At 54.8% G+C, this 17,661-nt stretch carries 14 protein-coding genes, 2 tRNA genes, 3 rRNA genes and 1 pseudogene; 10 read left to right on the top strand and 10 right to left on the bottom strand.

Features of this window, described 5'->3' with window-relative positions:
* Positions 1 to 34 precede the first annotated feature (34 nt).
* Complete coding sequence (locus PspR84_RS19910; protein ID WP_160058842.1) at positions 35 to 631, bottom strand: 2-hydroxychromene-2-carboxylate isomerase; 597 nt, start codon at positions 629 to 631, stop codon at positions 35 to 37.
* 35 nt (positions 632 to 666) lie between these two features.
* Positions 667 to 1,395, bottom strand: a complete 729-nt coding sequence (locus PspR84_RS19905; RefSeq protein ID WP_160058841.1) for an SDR family oxidoreductase — start codon at positions 1,393 to 1,395, stop codon at positions 667 to 669.
* A 91-nt stretch (positions 1,396 to 1,486) separates the two neighbouring features.
* Between PspR84_RS19905 and PspR84_RS19900 the strand changes: the two genes are divergently transcribed.
* Positions 1,487 to 2,050: a TetR/AcrR family transcriptional regulator gene (locus PspR84_RS19900; protein ID WP_160058840.1), complete on the top strand. Its 564-nt coding sequence runs from the start codon at positions 1,487 to 1,489 to the stop codon at positions 2,048 to 2,050.
* A gap of 1 nt (position 2,051) precedes the next feature.
* Here PspR84_RS19900 and PspR84_RS19895 read toward each other — a convergent pair whose 3' ends face one another.
* On the bottom strand, positions 2,052 to 2,333 hold the full coding sequence (locus tag PspR84_RS19895; RefSeq protein ID WP_095120409.1) for a hypothetical protein: 282 nt from the start codon (positions 2,331 to 2,333) through the stop codon (positions 2,052 to 2,054).
* Between the two features lie 168 nt (positions 2,334 to 2,501).
* Positions 2,502 to 3,389, bottom strand: a complete 888-nt coding sequence (gene rhtA, locus PspR84_RS19890; protein ID WP_160058839.1) for a threonine/homoserine exporter RhtA — start codon at positions 3,387 to 3,389, stop codon at positions 2,502 to 2,504.
* 612 nt (positions 3,390 to 4,001) lie between these two features.
* Between rhtA and PspR84_RS19885 the strand changes: the two genes are divergently transcribed.
* The 6 genes from PspR84_RS19885 (at position 4,002) to mrdA (ending at position 11,330) form a co-directional block, all read left to right on the top strand.
* Positions 4,002 to 5,538, top strand: a 16S ribosomal RNA gene (locus PspR84_RS19885).
* A gap of 81 nt (positions 5,539 to 5,619) precedes the next feature.
* Positions 5,620 to 5,696 (top strand) — tRNA-Ile (locus tag PspR84_RS19880).
* 30 nt (positions 5,697 to 5,726) lie between these two features.
* A tRNA-Ala gene (locus PspR84_RS19875) sits at positions 5,727 to 5,802 on the top strand.
* Positions 5,803 to 6,049: 247 nt separating this feature from the next.
* A 23S ribosomal RNA gene (locus PspR84_RS19870) occupies positions 6,050 to 8,943 on the top strand.
* Positions 8,944 to 9,099: 156 nt separating this feature from the next.
* Positions 9,100 to 9,215, top strand: a 5S ribosomal RNA gene (rrf, locus tag PspR84_RS19865).
* The 16S, 23S and 5S rRNA genes sit together here with 2 tRNA genes alongside, the layout of an rRNA operon.
* Before the next feature lie 222 nt (positions 9,216 to 9,437).
* Positions 9,438 to 11,330, top strand: coding sequence for a penicillin-binding protein 2 (mrdA, locus tag PspR84_RS19860; RefSeq protein WP_160058838.1), 1,893 nt, complete (start codon positions 9,438 to 9,440; stop codon positions 11,328 to 11,330).
* A gap of 67 nt (positions 11,331 to 11,397) precedes the next feature.
* On the opposite strand, the gene PspR84_RS19855 is transcribed toward mrdA, so the two are convergent.
* The 4 genes from PspR84_RS19855 to PspR84_RS19840 all read right to left on the bottom strand — a co-directional run bounded on the left by PspR84_RS19855 (position 11,398) and on the right by PspR84_RS19840 (position 13,921).
* Entirely contained in the window at positions 11,398 to 12,069 is a 672-nt protein-coding gene (locus PspR84_RS19855) for a hypothetical protein (protein ID WP_160058837.1), read from the bottom strand.
* An 85-nt stretch (positions 12,070 to 12,154) separates the two neighbouring features.
* Positions 12,155 to 12,361, bottom strand: a complete 207-nt coding sequence (locus PspR84_RS19850; protein WP_007910409.1) for a helix-turn-helix transcriptional regulator — start codon at positions 12,359 to 12,361, stop codon at positions 12,155 to 12,157.
* Positions 12,362 to 12,370: 9 nt separating this feature from the next.
* Positions 12,371 to 12,976 (bottom strand): hypothetical protein, encoded by a 606-nt coding sequence (locus PspR84_RS19845; protein ID WP_160058836.1) that lies wholly within the window; start codon positions 12,974 to 12,976, stop codon positions 12,371 to 12,373.
* A gap of 306 nt (positions 12,977 to 13,282) precedes the next feature.
* The gene (locus PspR84_RS19840) at positions 13,283 to 13,921 is read right to left on the bottom strand and encodes an NAD(P)H-dependent oxidoreductase (protein ID WP_160058835.1); all 639 of its coding nucleotides are present in this window, start codon (positions 13,919 to 13,921) and stop codon (positions 13,283 to 13,285) included.
* A gap of 112 nt (positions 13,922 to 14,033) precedes the next feature.
* On the opposite strand from PspR84_RS19840, the gene PspR84_RS19835 reads away from it, so the two are divergent.
* The gene (locus tag PspR84_RS19835; RefSeq protein WP_160058834.1) at positions 14,034 to 14,474 is read left to right on the top strand and encodes a MerR family transcriptional regulator; all 441 of its coding nucleotides are present in this window, start codon (positions 14,034 to 14,036) and stop codon (positions 14,472 to 14,474) included.
* 74 nt (positions 14,475 to 14,548) lie between these two features.
* Here the strand turns inward: PspR84_RS19835 and PspR84_RS19830 are convergent, their stop codons facing one another.
* Together PspR84_RS19830 and PspR84_RS19825 are read right to left on the bottom strand one after the other, a co-directional pair.
* Positions 14,549 to 14,953 (bottom strand): lysozyme inhibitor LprI family protein, encoded by a 405-nt coding sequence (locus PspR84_RS19830; protein ID WP_160058833.1) that lies wholly within the window; start codon positions 14,951 to 14,953, stop codon positions 14,549 to 14,551.
* A gap of 56 nt (positions 14,954 to 15,009) precedes the next feature.
* Positions 15,010 to 15,930: an ADP-ribosylglycohydrolase family protein gene (locus PspR84_RS19825; protein ID WP_160058832.1), complete on the bottom strand. Its 921-nt coding sequence runs from the start codon at positions 15,928 to 15,930 to the stop codon at positions 15,010 to 15,012.
* A 196-nt stretch (positions 15,931 to 16,126) separates the two neighbouring features.
* Here PspR84_RS19825 and PspR84_RS19820 point away from each other — a divergent pair, with 196 nt between their 5' ends.
* Both PspR84_RS19820 and PspR84_RS19815 read left to right on the top strand, forming a co-directional pair.
* On the top strand, positions 16,127 to 16,615 hold the full coding sequence (locus PspR84_RS19820; RefSeq protein WP_160058831.1) for an SRPBCC family protein: 489 nt from the start codon (positions 16,127 to 16,129) through the stop codon (positions 16,613 to 16,615).
* Positions 16,602 to 17,410 (top strand): annotated as a pseudogene (locus tag PspR84_RS19815) (aminoglycoside phosphotransferase family protein). The gene PspR84_RS19820 and the pseudogene PspR84_RS19815 overlap by 14 nt, the downstream one beginning before the upstream one ends.
* The last annotated feature ends 251 nt before the right edge of the window (positions 17,411 to 17,661 follow it).

Raw genomic sequence — 17,661 nt, 5'->3', positions numbered from 1 at the left:
ATTCAGGCGCTGTTATCAGCGCCTGAATGATCGCTTAGCCTTGGCGCAAGGACTCCTCAACGAAGTCGAGCCGATCCTGGCCGAAGAACAGTTGATTGCCGATGAACATACTGGGTGCCCCGAACACGCCGCGTTTAACTGCGGTTTCGGTGTTGTCCTTGAGCTTTGTTTTGACGGATTCGTCATTGGTCAGCGCTAACACTTCCTGCGGATCGAAGCCGTGTTGGCTCAGCACGGTGGCGACGGTAGCGGGTTCGTCGAGGCTGCGTCCGTCAATCCATAGCGCTGTGAACAGGCAATCGATAAACGCCTGAAAGCGTTCTGGCTGACGCAACTGGATGCCGGTAACCGCACGCATCAACATCAGGGTGTTGATCGGGAAATGCGGATTGAATTTCAGCGGCACCCCGTAGCGTTTCGCGTAGCGGTCCAGATCCTCAAACATATACCGACCCTTCGCCGGAATCATCGCCGGTGACGCGTTGCCGGTTGCCTTGAATACACCACCGAGCAACATTGGAACGTAGATCAACTCACTGTTCGTCGCGGCGCAGATCTTTGGTAATTGGGTGTAGGCCAAGTAGGTGGCAGGGCTGCCGAGGTCGAAATAGAACTCCACGGTTTTCGTCATTATCGTTTCTCTCTATTTATTGTTATGGCGTGGGCTTACCAGCGTTCGTTCCAAGGGCGCAGATCCAGCTCGAACGTCCAGGCATCCCGTGGCTGACTGTGCAGATACCAGTAGTTCTCGGCGATGTGCTCGGGATTGAGGATGCCATCCTGATCTTTGGTGGCGTACTTCTCGGGGAAACTGTTGCGAATGAAATCGGTGTCGATTGCACCGTCGACTACTACGTGGGCGACGTGGATGTTCATCGGCCCCAGTTCCCGCGCCATGCTTTGCGCCAGTGCGCGGATGCCGTGTTTGGCACCGGCGAAAGCGGCGAATCCGGATGCGCCGCGAAGTCCGGCGGTGGCACCGGTGAAGAGAATCGTGCCGCGATTGCGCGTGACCATGCGTTTAGCCACTTCTCGGGCATTGAGGAAACCGGAGAAACAGGCCATCTCCCAGATCTTGAAATATTTGCGAGCGGTTTCCTCAAGGATGCTGCACGGCACATTGGCGCCGATATTGAACACAAAGGCTTCGATCGGACCGACGCGGGTTTCAATGTCTTCAATCAGCGCGATGACATCTTCTTCCTTGCGCGCATCGCAGGCAAAGCCATGAGCTTCGCCGCCTTCAGCCTTGATCGCGTCCACCAGCGGTTGCAATTTATCGGCGCTGCGCCGGGTGACGCAGGCGATGAAACCTTCTCTGGCAAAACGCTTGGCAATCGCTCCGCCCGTGGCATCGCCAGCGCCAACTACCAACACGACCTTCTTGTTATTCATGGGTGAGTCCCTTTATTAAACGATCGTTAAGTGAACGAACGTTATGCTAGGATCCAGGCAACGTCAAGGCAGTCGATTCGAGGGCAAACACATGCGTTACTCCGCCAGTCACAAGCTGGAAACCCGGGAAAAGCTACTGCAGAGCAGCGCGCTGTCAGCAAAGCGCTCCGGGTTTTCCACGGTGGGCGTGGATGGTTTGATGAAGGCTATCGGATTGAGTGGTGCGGCGTTCTACAGCCACTTCTCGTCCAAAGATGCGTTGTTCACCGCCATTGTCGAGCGCGAGTTGGGTCAAAGCCTTGAGCGATTGGGCGGCGAGGGCACGCAGGATCGTGAGCGACTGGAGCGCTGTCTCAAACACTATCTGAGCATGGCTCACGTAGAACAACCTGAGGCCGGTTGCGCGTTGCCGGCGCTGGGGGCAGAAATTGCCCGATCGGATGTGCAGGTGCGCGAACAGGCCGAGCTGTGGATTTGTCGCCTTCAGGCGCGTTGGGCGCAGATACTGGAAAGCGAGGCCCTGGCGTGGTCGGTATTGTCACAATGCGTCGGCGCATTGGTGGTGGCGCGCATGTTGGCTACGCCGGACGTTCAGCAAGCGGTGCTGAAGTCCAGTCAGGAAGAGATCGGCCGGCAGATTGCCGGGCAGCGCTGATCTATTTACAGATGACAATCATGCTGCGGCTGGTGTAGCCCGCAGGATTGAGACCGAACGGGTAGTCGCCGGGTTCTTCCACGGCGTCACCGGATTTGGCGATGACCTTGTAGCCTTTCGGCAAGCAGGCACTGGCGGCACTGGCGTAGCACTTGTCCCAGGAGGACGATAGCCCGGAGCAGTTGATGTGCAGCCCTTTTTTTCCGCGTTTTACCTGAGTTTCCGAAGTCGCCGCACAACCCGCAACAGCCAGTATGGCGATCAGTATCAAAATTCGTTTCATTACCGTCCTTATAGCGGCCACGAGTCTGACGCTCGGGTTTGCCTGTGTTCGCTTGCGCTTTAAGCGTTTTGAAATCCCTGTCCGAAAAAATCCATGTCTGGCATTGGGTTACGGGTCTAAACATGGCCTAAATGCGCGCCAATTGCCAGACCTTCGTAAAAACCTCTTTCAATCAGCCGCGATGGCGGGTTTCGCAGCGCTACCCATGGTCATGGTGGCGCCGACGGATGCCAGAATAATGCACAGGATCGCCATCCATTGTGACAGCGTGAGGAATTCATGCAGAAACAGAAGGCCCGATAACGCTCCGAAGGCCGGTTCGATACTCATCAATGTGCCGAAAGTGCGTGCCGGGAGGCGGGTGAGGGCGACCATCTCCAGTGTGTAGGGCAGGGCGGTGGACAGGATGGCGACGCCAATGGCAATCGGGATCAGCGAAGGGGTCAAAAGGGCTGCACCTGCATGCACGATGCCGATAGGGGCGACGAACAGTGCCGCGATCATTACCCCTAGCGCCGCAGTCGTCACACCGTTATCGGCCCCGGCCTTCTGACCGAACAGAATGTATAGCGCCCAGCAGATACCTGCTCCCAGTGCATACCCGGCGCCTACCAGATCGATTCCGGCGCTGGTTGCACCTGTTGGAATCAGCAACATCAAGCCGGCGGCGGCCAGGGCTATCCAGAGAAAGTCGATGGCACGGCGGGAGGCATAGATGGCTACGGCCAGTGGCCCGGTAAATTCGAGGGCGACGGCAATTCCCAATGGCACCGTGCGCAATGACATATAGAAGAGGAAGTTCATGCCGCCCAATGCCATGCCGTAGACGAGGACTGTGCGCAGTGATTTGGCGGTCAGCCTCGCACGCCATGGACGCAGTATTAGCAGCATGATCATGCTGGCGAAGATCAGGCGCAGCGTGGTGGTTCCCTGGGCGCCAACGATGGGGAACATGCTTTTGGCCAGAGAGGCGCCGGACTGGATCGACGCCATGGCTATTAATAGCAGGCCAACCGGGAACAGCATTGAGGCAAGGGAGCGTGGCTGGTCATTCATTACGTGGCATCGTCCAAGGTGAGAGCAAGGCTTTATTGTTGGTGTTGGGCAATATACTGCGCACTCAATCGAGTTGCGTCTATATAGAAGAGGCCTTTTTCAACTGATCGATAGAAAAGCACAATTAACAGTTGACGGCAGATTTCAGATGTCTATAATTCGCCCCACTTCCGGCGCAGTCGAAACGGAAAACTCCTTGAGATTCAATGAGTTATGTAGGTTTCGGCGGCAGGTTGCTTCAGTTCATCGAAGCCAAAAGGAAGTTGAAAAAGAGGTGTTGACAGCAGCGTGTAACGCTGTAGAATTCGCCTCCCGCTGACGAGAGATCGGAGGCGCAAGTGGTTGAAGTTGTTGAAGAAATCTTCGAAAACTTCTGAAAATAATCACTTGACAGCAAATGAGGCTGCTGTAGAATGCGCGCCTCGGTTGAGACGAAAGATCTTAACCAACCGCTCTTTAACAACTGAATCAAGCAATTCGTGTGGGTGCTTGTGGAGTCAGACTGATAGTCAACAAGATTATCAGCATCACAAGTTACTCCGCGAGAAATCAAAGATGTAACCAACGATTGCTGAGCCAAGTTTAGGGTTTCTTAAAAACCCAAAGATGTTTGAACTGAAGAGTTTGATCATGGCTCAGATTGAACGCTGGCGGCAGGCCTAACACATGCAAGTCGAGCGGATGAGAGGAGCTTGCTCCTGGATTCAGCGGCGGACGGGTGAGTAATGCCTAGGAATCTGCCTGGTAGTGGGGGACAACGTTTCGAAAGGAACGCTAATACCGCATACGTCCTACGGGAGAAAGCAGGGGACCTTCGGGCCTTGCGCTATCAGATGAGCCTAGGTCGGATTAGCTAGTTGGTGAGGTAATGGCTCACCAAGGCGACGATCCGTAACTGGTCTGAGAGGATGATCAGTCACACTGGAACTGAGACACGGTCCAGACTCCTACGGGAGGCAGCAGTGGGGAATATTGGACAATGGGCGAAAGCCTGATCCAGCCATGCCGCGTGTGTGAAGAAGGTCTTCGGATTGTAAAGCACTTTAAGTTGGGAGGAAGGGTTGTAGATTAATACTCTGCAATTTTGACGTTACCGACAGAATAAGCACCGGCTAACTCTGTGCCAGCAGCCGCGGTAATACAGAGGGTGCAAGCGTTAATCGGAATTACTGGGCGTAAAGCGCGCGTAGGTGGTTCGTTAAGTTGGATGTGAAATCCCCGGGCTCAACCTGGGAACTGCATTCAAAACTGTCGAGCTAGAGTATGGTAGAGGGTGGTGGAATTTCCTGTGTAGCGGTGAAATGCGTAGATATAGGAAGGAACACCAGTGGCGAAGGCGACCACCTGGACTGATACTGACACTGAGGTGCGAAAGCGTGGGGAGCAAACAGGATTAGATACCCTGGTAGTCCACGCCGTAAACGATGTCAACTAGCCGTTGGGAGCCTTGAGCTCTTAGTGGCGCAGCTAACGCATTAAGTTGACCGCCTGGGGAGTACGGCCGCAAGGTTAAAACTCAAATGAATTGACGGGGGCCCGCACAAGCGGTGGAGCATGTGGTTTAATTCGAAGCAACGCGAAGAACCTTACCAGGCCTTGACATCCAATGAACTTTCCAGAGATGGATTGGTGCCTTCGGGAACATTGAGACAGGTGCTGCATGGCTGTCGTCAGCTCGTGTCGTGAGATGTTGGGTTAAGTCCCGTAACGAGCGCAACCCTTGTCCTTAGTTACCAGCACGTTATGGTGGGCACTCTAAGGAGACTGCCGGTGACAAACCGGAGGAAGGTGGGGATGACGTCAAGTCATCATGGCCCTTACGGCCTGGGCTACACACGTGCTACAATGGTCGGTACAAAGGGTTGCCAAGCCGCGAGGTGGAGCTAATCCCATAAAACCGATCGTAGTCCGGATCGCAGTCTGCAACTCGACTGCGTGAAGTCGGAATCGCTAGTAATCGTGAATCAGAATGTCACGGTGAATACGTTCCCGGGCCTTGTACACACCGCCCGTCACACCATGGGAGTGGGTTGCACCAGAAGTAGCTAGTCTAACCTTCGGGAGGACGGTTACCACGGTGTGATTCATGACTGGGGTGAAGTCGTAACAAGGTAGCCGTAGGGGAACCTGCGGCTGGATCACCTCCTTAATCGACGACATCAGCTGCTCCATAAGTTCCCACACGAATTGCTTGATTCATTGAAGAAGACGAAAGAAGCAGCCCGAAATTGGGTCTGTAGCTCAGTTGGTTAGAGCGCACCCCTGATAAGGGTGAGGTCGGCAGTTCGAATCTGCCCAGACCCACCAATTTTGTGTGGGAAACGCCTGTAGAAATACGGGGCCATAGCTCAGCTGGGAGAGCGCCTGCCTTGCACGCAGGAGGTCAACGGTTCGATCCCGTTTGGCTCCACCACTACTGCTTCTAAAGTTTGAAAGCTTAGAAATGAGCATTCCATCGTTGTGATGATGAATGTTGATTTCTAGTCTTTGACTAGTTCGTTCTTTAAAAATTTGGGTATGTGATAGAAAGATAGACTGAACGTTACTTTCACTGGTAACGGATCAGGCTAAGGTAAAATTTGTGAGTTCTCTTAGTTGAGAAATTCGAATTTTCGGCGAATGTCGTCTTCACAGTATAACCAGATTGCTTGGGGTTATATGGTCAAGTGAAGAAGCGCATACGGTGGATGCCTTGGCAGTCAGAGGCGATGAAAGACGTGGTAGCCTGCGAAAAGCTTCGGGGAGTCGGCAAACAGACTTTGATCCGGAGATGTCTGAATGGGGGAACCCAGCCATCATAAGATGGTTATCTTGTACTGAATACATAGGTGCAAGAGGCGAACCAGGGGAACTGAAACATCTAAGTACCCTGAGGAAAAGAAATCAACCGAGATTCCCTTAGTAGTGGCGAGCGAACGGGGACTAGCCCTTAAGTGGCTTTGAGATTAGCGGAACGCTCTGGAAAGTGCGGCCATAGTGGGTGATAGCCCTGTACGCGAAAATCTCTTAGTCATGAAATCGAGTAGGACGGAGCACGAGAAACTTTGTCTGAATATGGGGGGACCATCCTCCAAGGCTAAATACTACTGACTGACCGATAGTGAACTAGTACCGTGAGGGAAAGGCGAAAAGAACCCCGGAGAGGGGAGTGAAATAGATCCTGAAACCGTATGCGTACAAGCAGTGGGAGCCCACTTTGTTGGGTGACTGCGTACCTTTTGTATAATGGGTCAGCGACTTATTTTCAGTGGCGAGCTTAACCGAATAGGGGAGGCGTAGCGAAAGCGAGTCTTAATAGGGCGTCTAGTCGCTGGGAATAGACCCGAAACCGGGCGATCTATCCATGGGCAGGTTGAAGGTTGGGTAACACTAACTGGAGGACCGAACCGACTACCGTTGAAAAGTTAGCGGATGACCTGTGGATCGGAGTGAAAGGCTAATCAAGCTCGGAGATAGCTGGTTCTCCTCGAAAGCTATTTAGGTAGCGCCTCATGTATCACTGTAGGGGGTAGAGCACTGTTTCGGCTAGGGGGTCATCCCGACTTACCAAACCGATGCAAACTCCGAATACCTACAAGTGCCGAGCATGGGAGACACACGGCGGGTGCTAACGTCCGTCGTGAAAAGGGAAACAACCCAGACCGTCAGCTAAGGTCCCAAAGTTATGGTTAAGTGGGAAACGATGTGGGAAGGCTTAGACAGCTAGGAGGTTGGCTTAGAAGCAGCCACCCTTTAAAGAAAGCGTAATAGCTCACTAGTCGAGTCGGCCTGCGCGGAAGATGTAACGGGGCTCAAACCATACACCGAAGCTACGGGTATCATCTTCGGATGATGCGGTAGAGGAGCGTTCTGTAAGCCTGTGAAGGTGAGTTGAGAAGCTTGCTGGAGGTATCAGAAGTGCGAATGCTGACATGAGTAACGACAATGGGTGTGAAAAACACCCACGCCGAAAGACCAAGGTTTCCTGCGCAACGTTAATCGACGCAGGGTTAGTCGGTCCCTAAGGCGAGGCTGAAAAGCGTAGTCGATGGAAAACAGGTTAATATTCCTGTACTTCTGGTTATTGCGATGGAGGGACGGAGAAGGCTAGGCCAGCTTGGCGTTGGTTGTCCAAGTTTAAGGTGGTAGGCTGAGATCTTAGGTAAATCCGGGATCTTAAGGCCGAGAGCTGATGACGAGTGTTCTTTTAGAACACGAAGTGGTTGATGCCATGCTTCCAAGAAAAGCTTCTAAGCTTCAGGTAACCAGGAACCGTACCCCAAACCGACACAGGTGGTTGGGTAGAGAATACCAAGGCGCTTGAGAGAACTCGGGTGAAGGAACTAGGCAAAATGGCACCGTAACTTCGGGAGAAGGTGCGCCGGTGAGGGTGAAGGACTTGCTCCGTAAGCTCATGCCGGTCGAAGATACCAGGCCGCTGCGACTGTTTATTAAAAACACAGCACTCTGCAAACACGAAAGTGGACGTATAGGGTGTGACGCCTGCCCGGTGCCGGAAGGTTAATTGATGGGGTTAGCTAACGCGAAGCTCTTGATCGAAGCCCCGGTAAACGGCGGCCGTAACTATAACGGTCCTAAGGTAGCGAAATTCCTTGTCGGGTAAGTTCCGACCTGCACGAATGGCGTAACGATGGCGGCGCTGTCTCCACCCGAGACTCAGTGAAATTGAAATCGCTGTGAAGATGCAGTGTATCCGCGGCTAGACGGAAAGACCCCGTGAACCTTTACTATAGCTTTGCACTGGACTTTGAATTTGCTTGTGTAGGATAGGTGGGAGGCTTTGAAGCGTGGACGCCAGTTCGCGTGGAGCCATCCTTGAAATACCACCCTGGCAACTTTGAGGTTCTAACTCAGGTCCGTTATCCGGATCGAGGACAGTGTATGGTGGGTAGTTTGACTGGGGCGGTCTCCTCCTAAAGAGTAACGGAGGAGTACGAAGGTGCGCTCAGACCGGTCGGAAATCGGTCGTAGAGTATAAAGGCAAAAGCGCGCTTGACTGCGAGACAGACACGTCGAGCAGGTACGAAAGTAGGTCTTAGTGATCCGGTGGTTCTGTATGGAAGGGCCATCGCTCAACGGATAAAAGGTACTCCGGGGATAACAGGCTGATACCGCCCAAGAGTTCATATCGACGGCGGTGTTTGGCACCTCGATGTCGGCTCATCACATCCTGGGGCTGAAGCCGGTCCCAAGGGTATGGCTGTTCGCCATTTAAAGTGGTACGCGAGCTGGGTTTAGAACGTCGTGAGACAGTTCGGTCCCTATCTGCCGTGGACGTTTGAGATTTGAGAGGGGCTGCTCCTAGTACGAGAGGACCGGAGTGGACGAACCTCTGGTGTTCCGGTTGTCACGCCAGTGGCATTGCCGGGTAGCTATGTTCGGGAAAGATAACCGCTGAAAGCATCTAAGCGGGAAACTTGCCTCAAGATGAGATCTCACTGGAACCTTGAGTTCCCTGAAGGGCCGTCGAAGACTACGACGTTGATAGGTTGGGTGTGTAAGCGCTGTGAGGCGTTGAGCTAACCAATACTAATTGCCCGTGAGGCTTGACCATATAACACCCAAGCAATTTGCGAACTCGAGAGAGACCAGATTGCGGTGTGTGAAGACGAAACGAACCGAAAGTTTGATGTTCACAAAACACCGAAAGCTGTCACATACCCAATTTGCTGAAGCGAGGCCCTCTGGTCACGACTCAGTACCCGAATTTCTTGACGACCATAGAGCGTTGGAACCACCTGATCCCATGCCGAACTCAGCAGTGAAACGATGCATCGCCGATGGTAGTGTGGGGTTTCCCCATGTGAGAGTAGGTCATCGTCAAGATTAAATTCCGAAACCCCAATTGCGAAAGCAGTTGGGGTTTTGTTTTGCCTGCAGAAAAGTTTTCCAACGCACTGAGCCGCCCCAACCGTCGCAAGAGTGGCCATTGGGGAAATTCCTTCTGAAGTGACCGGACAGTTTTTGGTATGGTGCAGCTCGTTTTTTAACGGACTGATGTCATGCCCACGGATCGGCACTCATTTATGTCAAAGAGTTGCTGTAGAAATGCCTGAACCCATCCCGATCAAGGATCACGAAAAAGAGACGCGCCTGGTCAACAAACGGTTGATCGCCTGCGCCTTGTTTGTCTTTGCCATCAGCTGCGCCTTGGTCGTGCGCCTGTACATTCTGCAAGTGGTGGAGTTCGACTACCACTCGACCATCTCCGAAAACAACCGCGTCCACGTCTTGCCGATCCCGCCGACGCGCGGTTTGATCTACGACCGCAATGGCGTGCTGCTTGCCGATAACCGCCCTAGTTTCAACCTGACCATCACCCGCGAACGCGCCAATGACGTCAATCAAGAACTGGACGAGGTCATCAATCTTCTGCACCTGCCAGCAGAAGATCGCACCGTCTTCGACAAGGCCATGAAGCAGTCCCGCCACCCGTTCACGCCGGTGACGCTGTTCTATGAGCTGACGGAAGAGCAAATTGCCGTACTGGCCGTCAACGAGTTCCGTCTTCCCGGCCTCGATGTCGAGCCGCAGTTTGTCCGCCACTACCCACTCGGCGCACATTTCGCCCACTCGATCGGTTACGTTGGCCGGATCAACGAAAAAGAATCCAAAAGCCTCGACTCGGTTGAATACCGTGGTACCCAATCCATTGGCAAAACGGGTATCGAGCGTTTCTACGAAGCGCAGTTGCACGGCCATGTCGGTTATGAAGAGGTGGAAACCAACGCCCAGGGGCGCGTACTCCGTGTGCTCAAACACACCGACCCGGTTCCCGGCCAGAACATCGTCCTGAGCCTCGACATCAAACTTCAGGAAGCTGCCGAAGCCGCGCTGGGTGATCGTCGTGGTTCCGTGGTAGCGCTCGATCCGTCGACCGGCGAAGTGTTGGCCATGGTCAGCAATCCCAGCTTCGATCCGAATCTGTTCGTCACCGGTATCAGTTCCAAGGAATACTCGGCGCTGCGAGATTCGATCGACCGTCCGCTGTTCAACCGCGTACTGCGCGGGCTCTACGCGCCGGGCTCGACGATCAAGCCAGAGGTGGCCATCGCCGGACTTGACGCTGGTGTTGTGACGCCGCAGACCCGCGTCTTCGACCCCGGTTATTACCAACTCCCGGACTTCGATCACAAGTACCGCAACTGGAACCACAGCGGCGACGGCTGGGTGGACATGGACGCGGCGATCATGCGTTCCAATGACACCTATTTCTACGACCTCGCGCATAAGCTCGGCATCGATCGTCTGCACGATTACATGGCCATGTTCGGCCTCGGTGAGAAAGTCTCGCTGGACATGTTTGAAGAGTCGCCCGGTTTGATGCCGTCGCAGGCCTGGAAGCGCGCGACCCGCCGGCAAGCCTGGTTCCCTGGCGAAACCGTCATCCTTGGCATTGGCCAGGGCTACATGCAGGTGACGCCGCTACAGCTGGCTCAAGCCACGGCGTTGATCGCCAACAAAGGGGTATGGAATCGTCCGCACCTGGCCAAGACCGTCGATGGTGTCGCTCCGGTCGACGAGCATCCGATGCCGAACATCCTGCTAAAGGATCCGCGTGACTGGGAACAGGTCAACCACGGTATGCAGATGGTGATGCATGATGCCCGCGGAATCGCGCGTGCGGCGGCGGCAGGCGCGCAATACCGCATCGCTGGCAAGAGTGGTACGGCGCAAGTGGTGGCTATCAAGCAGGGCGAACGCTACAACCGTGAGAAAACCCTCGAACGCCACCGCGACAACGCCTTGTTCGTTGGCTTCGCCCCGGCCGAGCATCCGAAGATCGCGATTTCGGTGATGATCGAAAACGGCGAGGCCGGTGGTCGTGTCGCAGGCCCTGTAGTGCGGCAGATCATGGACGCCTGGTTACTCGATCAGGACGGCCATCTCAAGCCGCAATACGCCGCGCCGACGAAAGCGCCGGGTGACCCGCACGTTTAACCTTCAACAGCTCACAGCACCGGCTCACGCAAGCTGAGCCGATGTTGTGAGCGTCCCCCTGCAAAGCCTATTTGCAGCGGTAACCCTCGGGCATCGTGACGGTGTAGTTGCGCTGCACACGGTCCTCGAAGTTCAGGTTCTGCAAGCCTTGCTCCACTAGAAAGTCTTCGACCTTGGAGGATTGGCAGTCTTCGTTGTAAGACGAAGCGCGAAGCAGGTAGACCGGTCGCTTACTGACTTCATCGCGTGCGGTGGCAATAAAGGTACTAAGCGTGGTGTAACCGGTGCGCTCAGAAGTACCTATCGGGCCGTAGGTGGTGTTTGGTTTACTCGTGCAGGTCATTCGGTCGTCTTTTTTCTTGCTGTTCTTGCACACGGTAGAGGTGCTGGTCGGCACTTGCCCATAGTCGGTGGCGGTATAGCGGTAAGTCACCTGTCGACTGCCAATATCGAGGCTGACAGTCATTTTTATCGGCGCGTGGTTCTTTGGCAGACTGGCGTCGGTATAGACCTCCTGAAAACCCCTGTCTTTCAGCGCGTTAACCATGTCGCGAAGATAATAGCGGGCATTAAGAGCGTTTTCGTCGCTGCCACTCGCAGACGTCACCAGCACAGTCGCCTTTCGGTCAAAATGATACTCCGGATCAGGTGTGGCATTTAGCGCTACGTCCATTTGCGTGGCGCAGCCGCTGATCAACGCTGTCAGTAAAAACAGCGCGCAAAGTAAAAACCGGATCATGACAAAGCCGCCTTACAAACTAAGGATTGAATAAGAGTTAAACGGTGTGGACTGGCGAAAATTAACTGGCGCGCCTGCGCAAGGCTCAGTCTTTCTGGTATTCCAGCAAGTCGCCTGGCTGGCAATCGAGTGCTGCGCACAGCTTGTCCAGGGTGGCCATCTTCACGCCCTTGACCTTGCCATTCTTCAGTAATGACAGATTGGCCTCGGTGATGCCCAGCAGGCTGGCCAACTCTTTCGAGCGAATTTTTTGCGTGGCCATGACAACGTCAAGGCGGACGATAATGGTCATTGTATTGTTCTATATGTATTGACTTTGCTCATCGCTGAGTACTTTTGCATCGCGCATGATAATTGAAAATAAACAGAGCAATACGCCTTTGACAATCTCATAGGCAGAAGAGGAAGACAGGCCAATCGAGAATTGAAAGATGCGATCCCCAGGAGGCAGATCAATAGACAGTGCCAAACCTTGCAAGGTCTCTATCAGCGGGTAGGCGGCCGGAGAAATGATGCACAGAATCCCCACTCGCCACAGCACCTTGATATTACGCTCGGTCCAGGTTTCGCCGCGGGACAAGCGCAGGAAAAACAACCCTGTCAGCCAGAGCACGTAAGTTGAAAGCAGAACGGGCAGAAAATCCAAAACGACGAGCAGCGCCGTAACCAATGGTGAGAGCCATGTGTCGGGGGCAAGCAACGCACCTTCGACAAATGGATCAAGTAATTGCGGCGAGTTTTCGGCGAAGGCGTAGAGCAAAGCCGCGAGCATTTCATCTGTTTTAAACAACCAGATCGAAGCGTTGCCACCGACCTCGGTCATCCCTAAAACCCAGACAAGAATCGCTGCCAGTAGTCCGACCCAATGCATACGCTGCAGTGCCAATCCGTTGTTACGATTACTCATGAAAAATCCTTGCGGTGTCATTGGGAATGACTAATTCTCGATGTTAAATTATCGAATGGCAATAATAAATTGTTCTTGTTTTGTTAAGAGCGCTTTTGAAACGGGATGCCAGACCACGGCATCATCTTCATTTCATTCGCTTTTGGGGGGATTTCAATGTCGATAGGCTCTCGAATTCGAATCAAGTCGAGAGCAGGGGAGGGACGCGATCCACTCGGTGGCCGCTGGTATCGATGATGGGGGCAGGGATTGATTAGAGCGGGGACACACGCCACAGGCATGCTCAGTCGCCCGCTCCTGTAGCGCTTACTTGATCTCGGTAACGAAGTTTTCCCGCGATCGGCGAACCTTTTTCAAGTTAACCAACCAGTCTCCCTCAGCAGCTCGATGGCCCAACGGCAGAATCACCACACTGCGCAAGTTGCGAGCCGAGAGTCCGAGGATTTCATCGATGGCTGCCGGGTCGAAACCTTCCATCGGTGTCGCGTCGACTTCTTCAAATGCCGCAGCGATCAGAGCCGAGCCAAGACCAATATAAGCCTGCCGTGCGGCCGCTTGATAATTAGCCTCTTTGCCACGTCCAGCAACGATGCCCAAGAGCATCTGGCGGTAATTTTCCCATCCTTCGTTAACGGTCCCGCGAACTTCGTTGGTCAGGTCGAACATCATGTTGACCCGCTCCGCAGTGATGTCGTCCCATGCGGCGAACACCAACAAGTGAGAGCAGTCGGTAACCTGCTGCTGGTTCCAACTGACGGCTTTGATCTTTTCGCGAATCTCTGCATTGGTCACTACGAGCAATTCGAAAGGCTGCAGTCCGCTTGATGTCGGCGTTAAACGCACCGCTTCCAGAATGCGCTCGATTTTTTCATCGGGCACCGTCCGGGAAGGGTCGTACTTTTTCGTTGCATAGCGCCATTTCAGCAGGTCTGTCAGTGTGCTCATCTCAAATTCCATAAAGGTGAAAGATGTTCAGGTCGGTCATAACGACTGGCTGTCGTGCTGAACCTGGGCTTATGCTAACGATTAAAGCCAACTTGAAGGTCAAGCAGTTTTTATGAAGATTGGAGAGGTTTCCAAGCGCACTGGTGTTGCCGCTTCGGCCATTCGCTATTACGAGGAGCAAGGGTTACTGGAGCCTTCTACCCGTGACGCCAATGGATATCGCCACTACGCCGAGGCGGCTGTTGCGCGATTGATACTGGTGCGCGATGCGCAACGGCTTGGTTTTTCTCTTGAGACCATTCGCGGTCTGTTCTTGCAGGATGGCAGTTGTTCGAAATCGCTGACCATCGAGCAAATCGATATCCGTATGGATGAGATACGCCAGATCGAGGCCAGCCTGGCGATGCAACGTGAGGGATTGTTGCGGCTGCGGCATGTGCTTGAGGAAAGTTTGCGCAGTGGTGCTCCTGTCGTGTGCGCGAGTGTGCACAGGGCCGAGTCGTATCGGCCTGAGCAGAACATGATCACGCGCAACGCATTGCACGGGCGTTGACCCACATTTGAAATGCGTTCCAATGTGGGAGCGAGCCTGCTCGCGAAAGATCCCTCAAAACCGCCGGAAAAAAATCAGGCCCCGGGCACCGGGCAGCTCATGTCACCTTCTTCACACTTCAAATACTGTTTCAGCGCCTCAACCCGGACCTTGGTCACGCCGGTCAGGCAACTGCTGTAAACCCACGGATAAACGCTCCCGCCAGTTACCCCGGACGATGAAAACTTGCACTCGGCATCCCGAAACCCGAGCCACGCCCGTTGCGCACTGACCAACAGCTTCTTGCCATCCGGGTTGTCCTTCAAACGCCCGGTGATCTGCTGGTACACCGTGTTCAGTTCTTTGTCCGCCGCTTTGAAGTCCTGCCCGGCGCACTGATTCATCGTCGCCTGATCGCTGGCGTTGGCGCAGTCGACCGCAGCGTGAGCGAGGGGGGTGAACAGGAAGGGCGTCAAGGCCAGAAGCAGGCGTGGGGACATAGTCAAATCTCGCTGTATCAAAGTAAGTGCCGAGCAGTGTAGCGGCTGCGTCGCGCTTATTCAGGTGCGCGCATTCGGGAAGCCGCGAGCAAACGGTCGGCGGTCGCCGCAATCTCTTCACCGTCGTGCAGCTTTTCCAGCCAGTGTTCAGGAATCCCCCGCACGCCGTAATAGGCGCCGGCCAATTGGCCGGTGATCGCGGCAGTGGTATCGGCGTCATCGCCCAGGTTGGCCGCCCGCAAAATGGCCGCTTCGAAGCTGTCCGTGTGGTGAAAGCACCACAACGCCGCTTCCAGCGACTGCACGCTGTAGCCACTACCTTTGATGTCTGCCTCGGACAGACCGAGGAAATCGCCACGCCCAATGGAAGCAACCTTGGGTTGCGAGAAGCTGGCGAGTGGCAGCTGACGCAGTTCGGCTTTGCTCGCGCCTTCAAGCGCGCAGGCGATCAACCCGGCCAGCAATTGGCAGCATTCGATGGCTTCAGGTGCTGCGTGGGTGGTTCGGGAACTGTCGGCGGCGAAGCTCTGGATTTTCCGGGCGTCGGGAAAGTAGAACAGCACCACTGGCACCAGACGCATCAGCGAACCGTTGCCGGCGCTGTACGGGTCGGTCGAGCCGGCGAAGGGATCAGCGGTTTGTTGATATTGCGCCAGCGCCTGACTGACGGTCATGCCTATATCGAAACACTCACCGGTCGAGCTGAGATAGCCCCATTGCCACCAGTTGAGGTAGCGGCCCATCTGATCAGCGGCATTGAATCCATTTTTGTTCAGCAAGCTTTCCGCCAGACACAGCGCCATCGAGGTGTCATCGGTCCATTGCCCGGGCTTGAGGTGGAATGGGCCAGCACCAACCATATCGGTCAACGGTTGGAATGATCCCCGTGGTTTGAACTCAACCGTAGTACCGACAGCGTCGCCGCACGCCAGACCGAGCAGGGCACCGCGGTAACGCTCAGCGAGGGATGGCGGCATGATTCGTCCTTGTAGATTCACATTCGCTGGAAAAGGTAACAGTTTCATTGGGCGGAGGGTGCCTGGATCCATCACAGCGCCGGTCAAAAAGTGCAGCTTGATGTGTCCTTGCTGATGAACGACTGCACTGCCCTGATACAACTTCACATTGGACATGTGGTCATACAAGCCTAGTGTTCAGAACAGGAGGTGACGTATGAAACCAGTACCCAATAGTTTCGAACGCAAAATCACGCTCAAGGCGCCGCGTTCGCATGTCTGGCGTGCCTTGGTCGATGCCGAGGCGTTTGGCCAGTGGTTTGGGGTGGCGCTTGAGGGCCGGCGGTTTATTGCCGGTGAGTGGACGCAAGGGCAGGTCACGTATCCGGGTTATGAACACGTGTTGTGGAATGTGCTGATCGAACGGGTCGAGCCGCAGCAGTTGTTTTCGTTTCGCTGGCATCCGTATGCGGTCAATCCGAAGATCGACTATTCCCAGGAGCCGACAACGCTGGTCAGGTTCGAGCTGGAAGACTTCGAGAGTGGCACGTTGCTGAAAGTGTCCGAATCGGGCTTCGCGCACATTCCCGACATTCGCCAGAAAGAGGCGTATTACATGGACAGCCGTGGCTGGGAGGAGCAGTTGAGCCGCCTCGAACAGTTTCTTGCCGAGAGCGCCAAGGCCCGCGAGCGTGACAGTGGCTGATATTTTCCAACCTTGGCTCAAGCGCTGGGGATTGGTCACGGACGGCGTGCCGATCATCACGCAAGGCAGCCGTTTGTTGCCGGTACGCCTGAACGACATTCCGGCCATGCTCAAGGTAGCGCTGGATGTCGACGAGAAGTACGGCAATCGGCTGATGACCTGGTGGGACGGTGACGGCGCTGCGCAAGTCTTGGCGCATCACGAGGATGGCCTGTTGATGGAGCGCGCCATGGGCAGCCGCTCGCTGATGCACATGGCAATGAATGGCGAAGACGACGAGGCGAGCCGGATTCTCTGTTCGGCGCTGGCGCGATTGCATGCACCGCGTGAAACGCCGTCTCCGCCGCTGGTGGAGTTAGGGCCATGGTTTGCTTCGCTGCGCATCGCGGCTGCACAACATGGCGGGCCCTGAGCCTGCAAACCGCCGAAGCCCTGCTCGCCGACCCACAGGAAGTGGTGGTGCTGCACGGCGACATGCATCACGACAATGTGCTGGATTTCCAATCGCGTGGCTGGCTGGCAATCGATCCGAAACGGGTCAGAGGCGAGCGTGGTTTTGATTACGCCAACCTGATTTGCAACCCGGACTTGCCAACGGCCACCGATCGCCAGCGCTTTCGCCGGCAGCTGGATGTGATTGTCCAAGCTGCCATGCTTGATCGCCGCAGGCTGCTGCAGTGGGTGCTGGCGTTCGCCGGTTTGTCGGCTGCGTGGTTTCTTGAGGATGACGCGTTGGGGCAAGCCTCTGGGCAGCTGAAAGTCGCGCAGATCGCGGCTTCCATGCTTGATGCCTGACACGGCTAGGGGTTTTCGGAAGGGTTGCTATGGCGAATGTCTTACACGCACTGGTAGCTTTTACGACTATTGCTGATTGGATCCACTGCGTAATCTACACACATCAACTGAGACACAGGGAGTGTTTCAGGATCACGGATGATCGACCATTTGCAAGGATCGCTGCCGACAGCGAGTCGATAATGGTCTTGGGAAAAACCCGCTTCGGCGGGTTTTTTTTCGCCTGTATGTAGGAGCTGCCGCAGGCTGCG

Origin of the sequence: Pseudomonas sp. R84 (assembly GCF_009834515.1) — a bacterium.
Taxonomy (GTDB): Bacteria; Pseudomonadota; Gammaproteobacteria; order Pseudomonadales; family Pseudomonadaceae; genus Aquipseudomonas.
Note: the sequence above shows the minus strand (reverse complement) of the source record. Positions and strands in the feature narration are given on the sequence as shown.

Excerpts from the sequence above, each read along its gene's own strand:
- PspR84_RS19910 (WP_160058842.1), bottom strand. The coding sequence starts at position 631 with ATGACGAAAACCGTGGAGTTCTATTTCGACCTCGGCAGCCCTGCCACC.
- PspR84_RS19905 (WP_160058841.1), bottom strand. The coding sequence starts at position 1,395 with ATGAATAACAAGAAGGTCGTGTTGGTAGTTGGCGCTGGCGATGCCACG.
- PspR84_RS19900 (WP_160058840.1), top strand. The coding sequence starts at position 1,487 with ATGCGTTACTCCGCCAGTCACAAGCTGGAAACCCGGGAAAAGCTACTG.
- PspR84_RS19895 (WP_095120409.1), bottom strand. The coding sequence starts at position 2,333 with ATGAAACGAATTTTGATACTGATCGCCATACTGGCTGTTGCGGGTTGT.
- rhtA (WP_160058839.1), bottom strand. The coding sequence starts at position 3,389 with ATGAATGACCAGCCACGCTCCCTTGCCTCAATGCTGTTCCCGGTTGGC.
- mrdA (WP_160058838.1), top strand. The coding sequence starts at position 9,438 with ATGCCTGAACCCATCCCGATCAAGGATCACGAAAAAGAGACGCGCCTG.
- PspR84_RS19855 (WP_160058837.1), bottom strand. The coding sequence starts at position 12,069 with ATGATCCGGTTTTTACTTTGCGCGCTGTTTTTACTGACAGCGTTGATC.
- PspR84_RS19850 (WP_007910409.1), bottom strand. The coding sequence starts at position 12,361 with ATGACCATTATCGTCCGCCTTGACGTTGTCATGGCCACGCAAAAAATT.
- PspR84_RS19845 (WP_160058836.1), bottom strand. The coding sequence starts at position 12,976 with ATGAGTAATCGTAACAACGGATTGGCACTGCAGCGTATGCATTGGGTC.
- PspR84_RS19840 (WP_160058835.1), bottom strand. The coding sequence starts at position 13,921 with ATGAGCACACTGACAGACCTGCTGAAATGGCGCTATGCAACGAAAAAG.
- PspR84_RS19835 (WP_160058834.1), top strand. The coding sequence starts at position 14,034 with ATGAAGATTGGAGAGGTTTCCAAGCGCACTGGTGTTGCCGCTTCGGCC.
- PspR84_RS19830 (WP_160058833.1), bottom strand. The coding sequence starts at position 14,953 with ATGTCCCCACGCCTGCTTCTGGCCTTGACGCCCTTCCTGTTCACCCCC.
- PspR84_RS19825 (WP_160058832.1), bottom strand. The coding sequence starts at position 15,930 with ATGCCGCCATCCCTCGCTGAGCGTTACCGCGGTGCCCTGCTCGGTCTG.
- PspR84_RS19820 (WP_160058831.1), top strand. The coding sequence starts at position 16,127 with ATGAAACCAGTACCCAATAGTTTCGAACGCAAAATCACGCTCAAGGCG.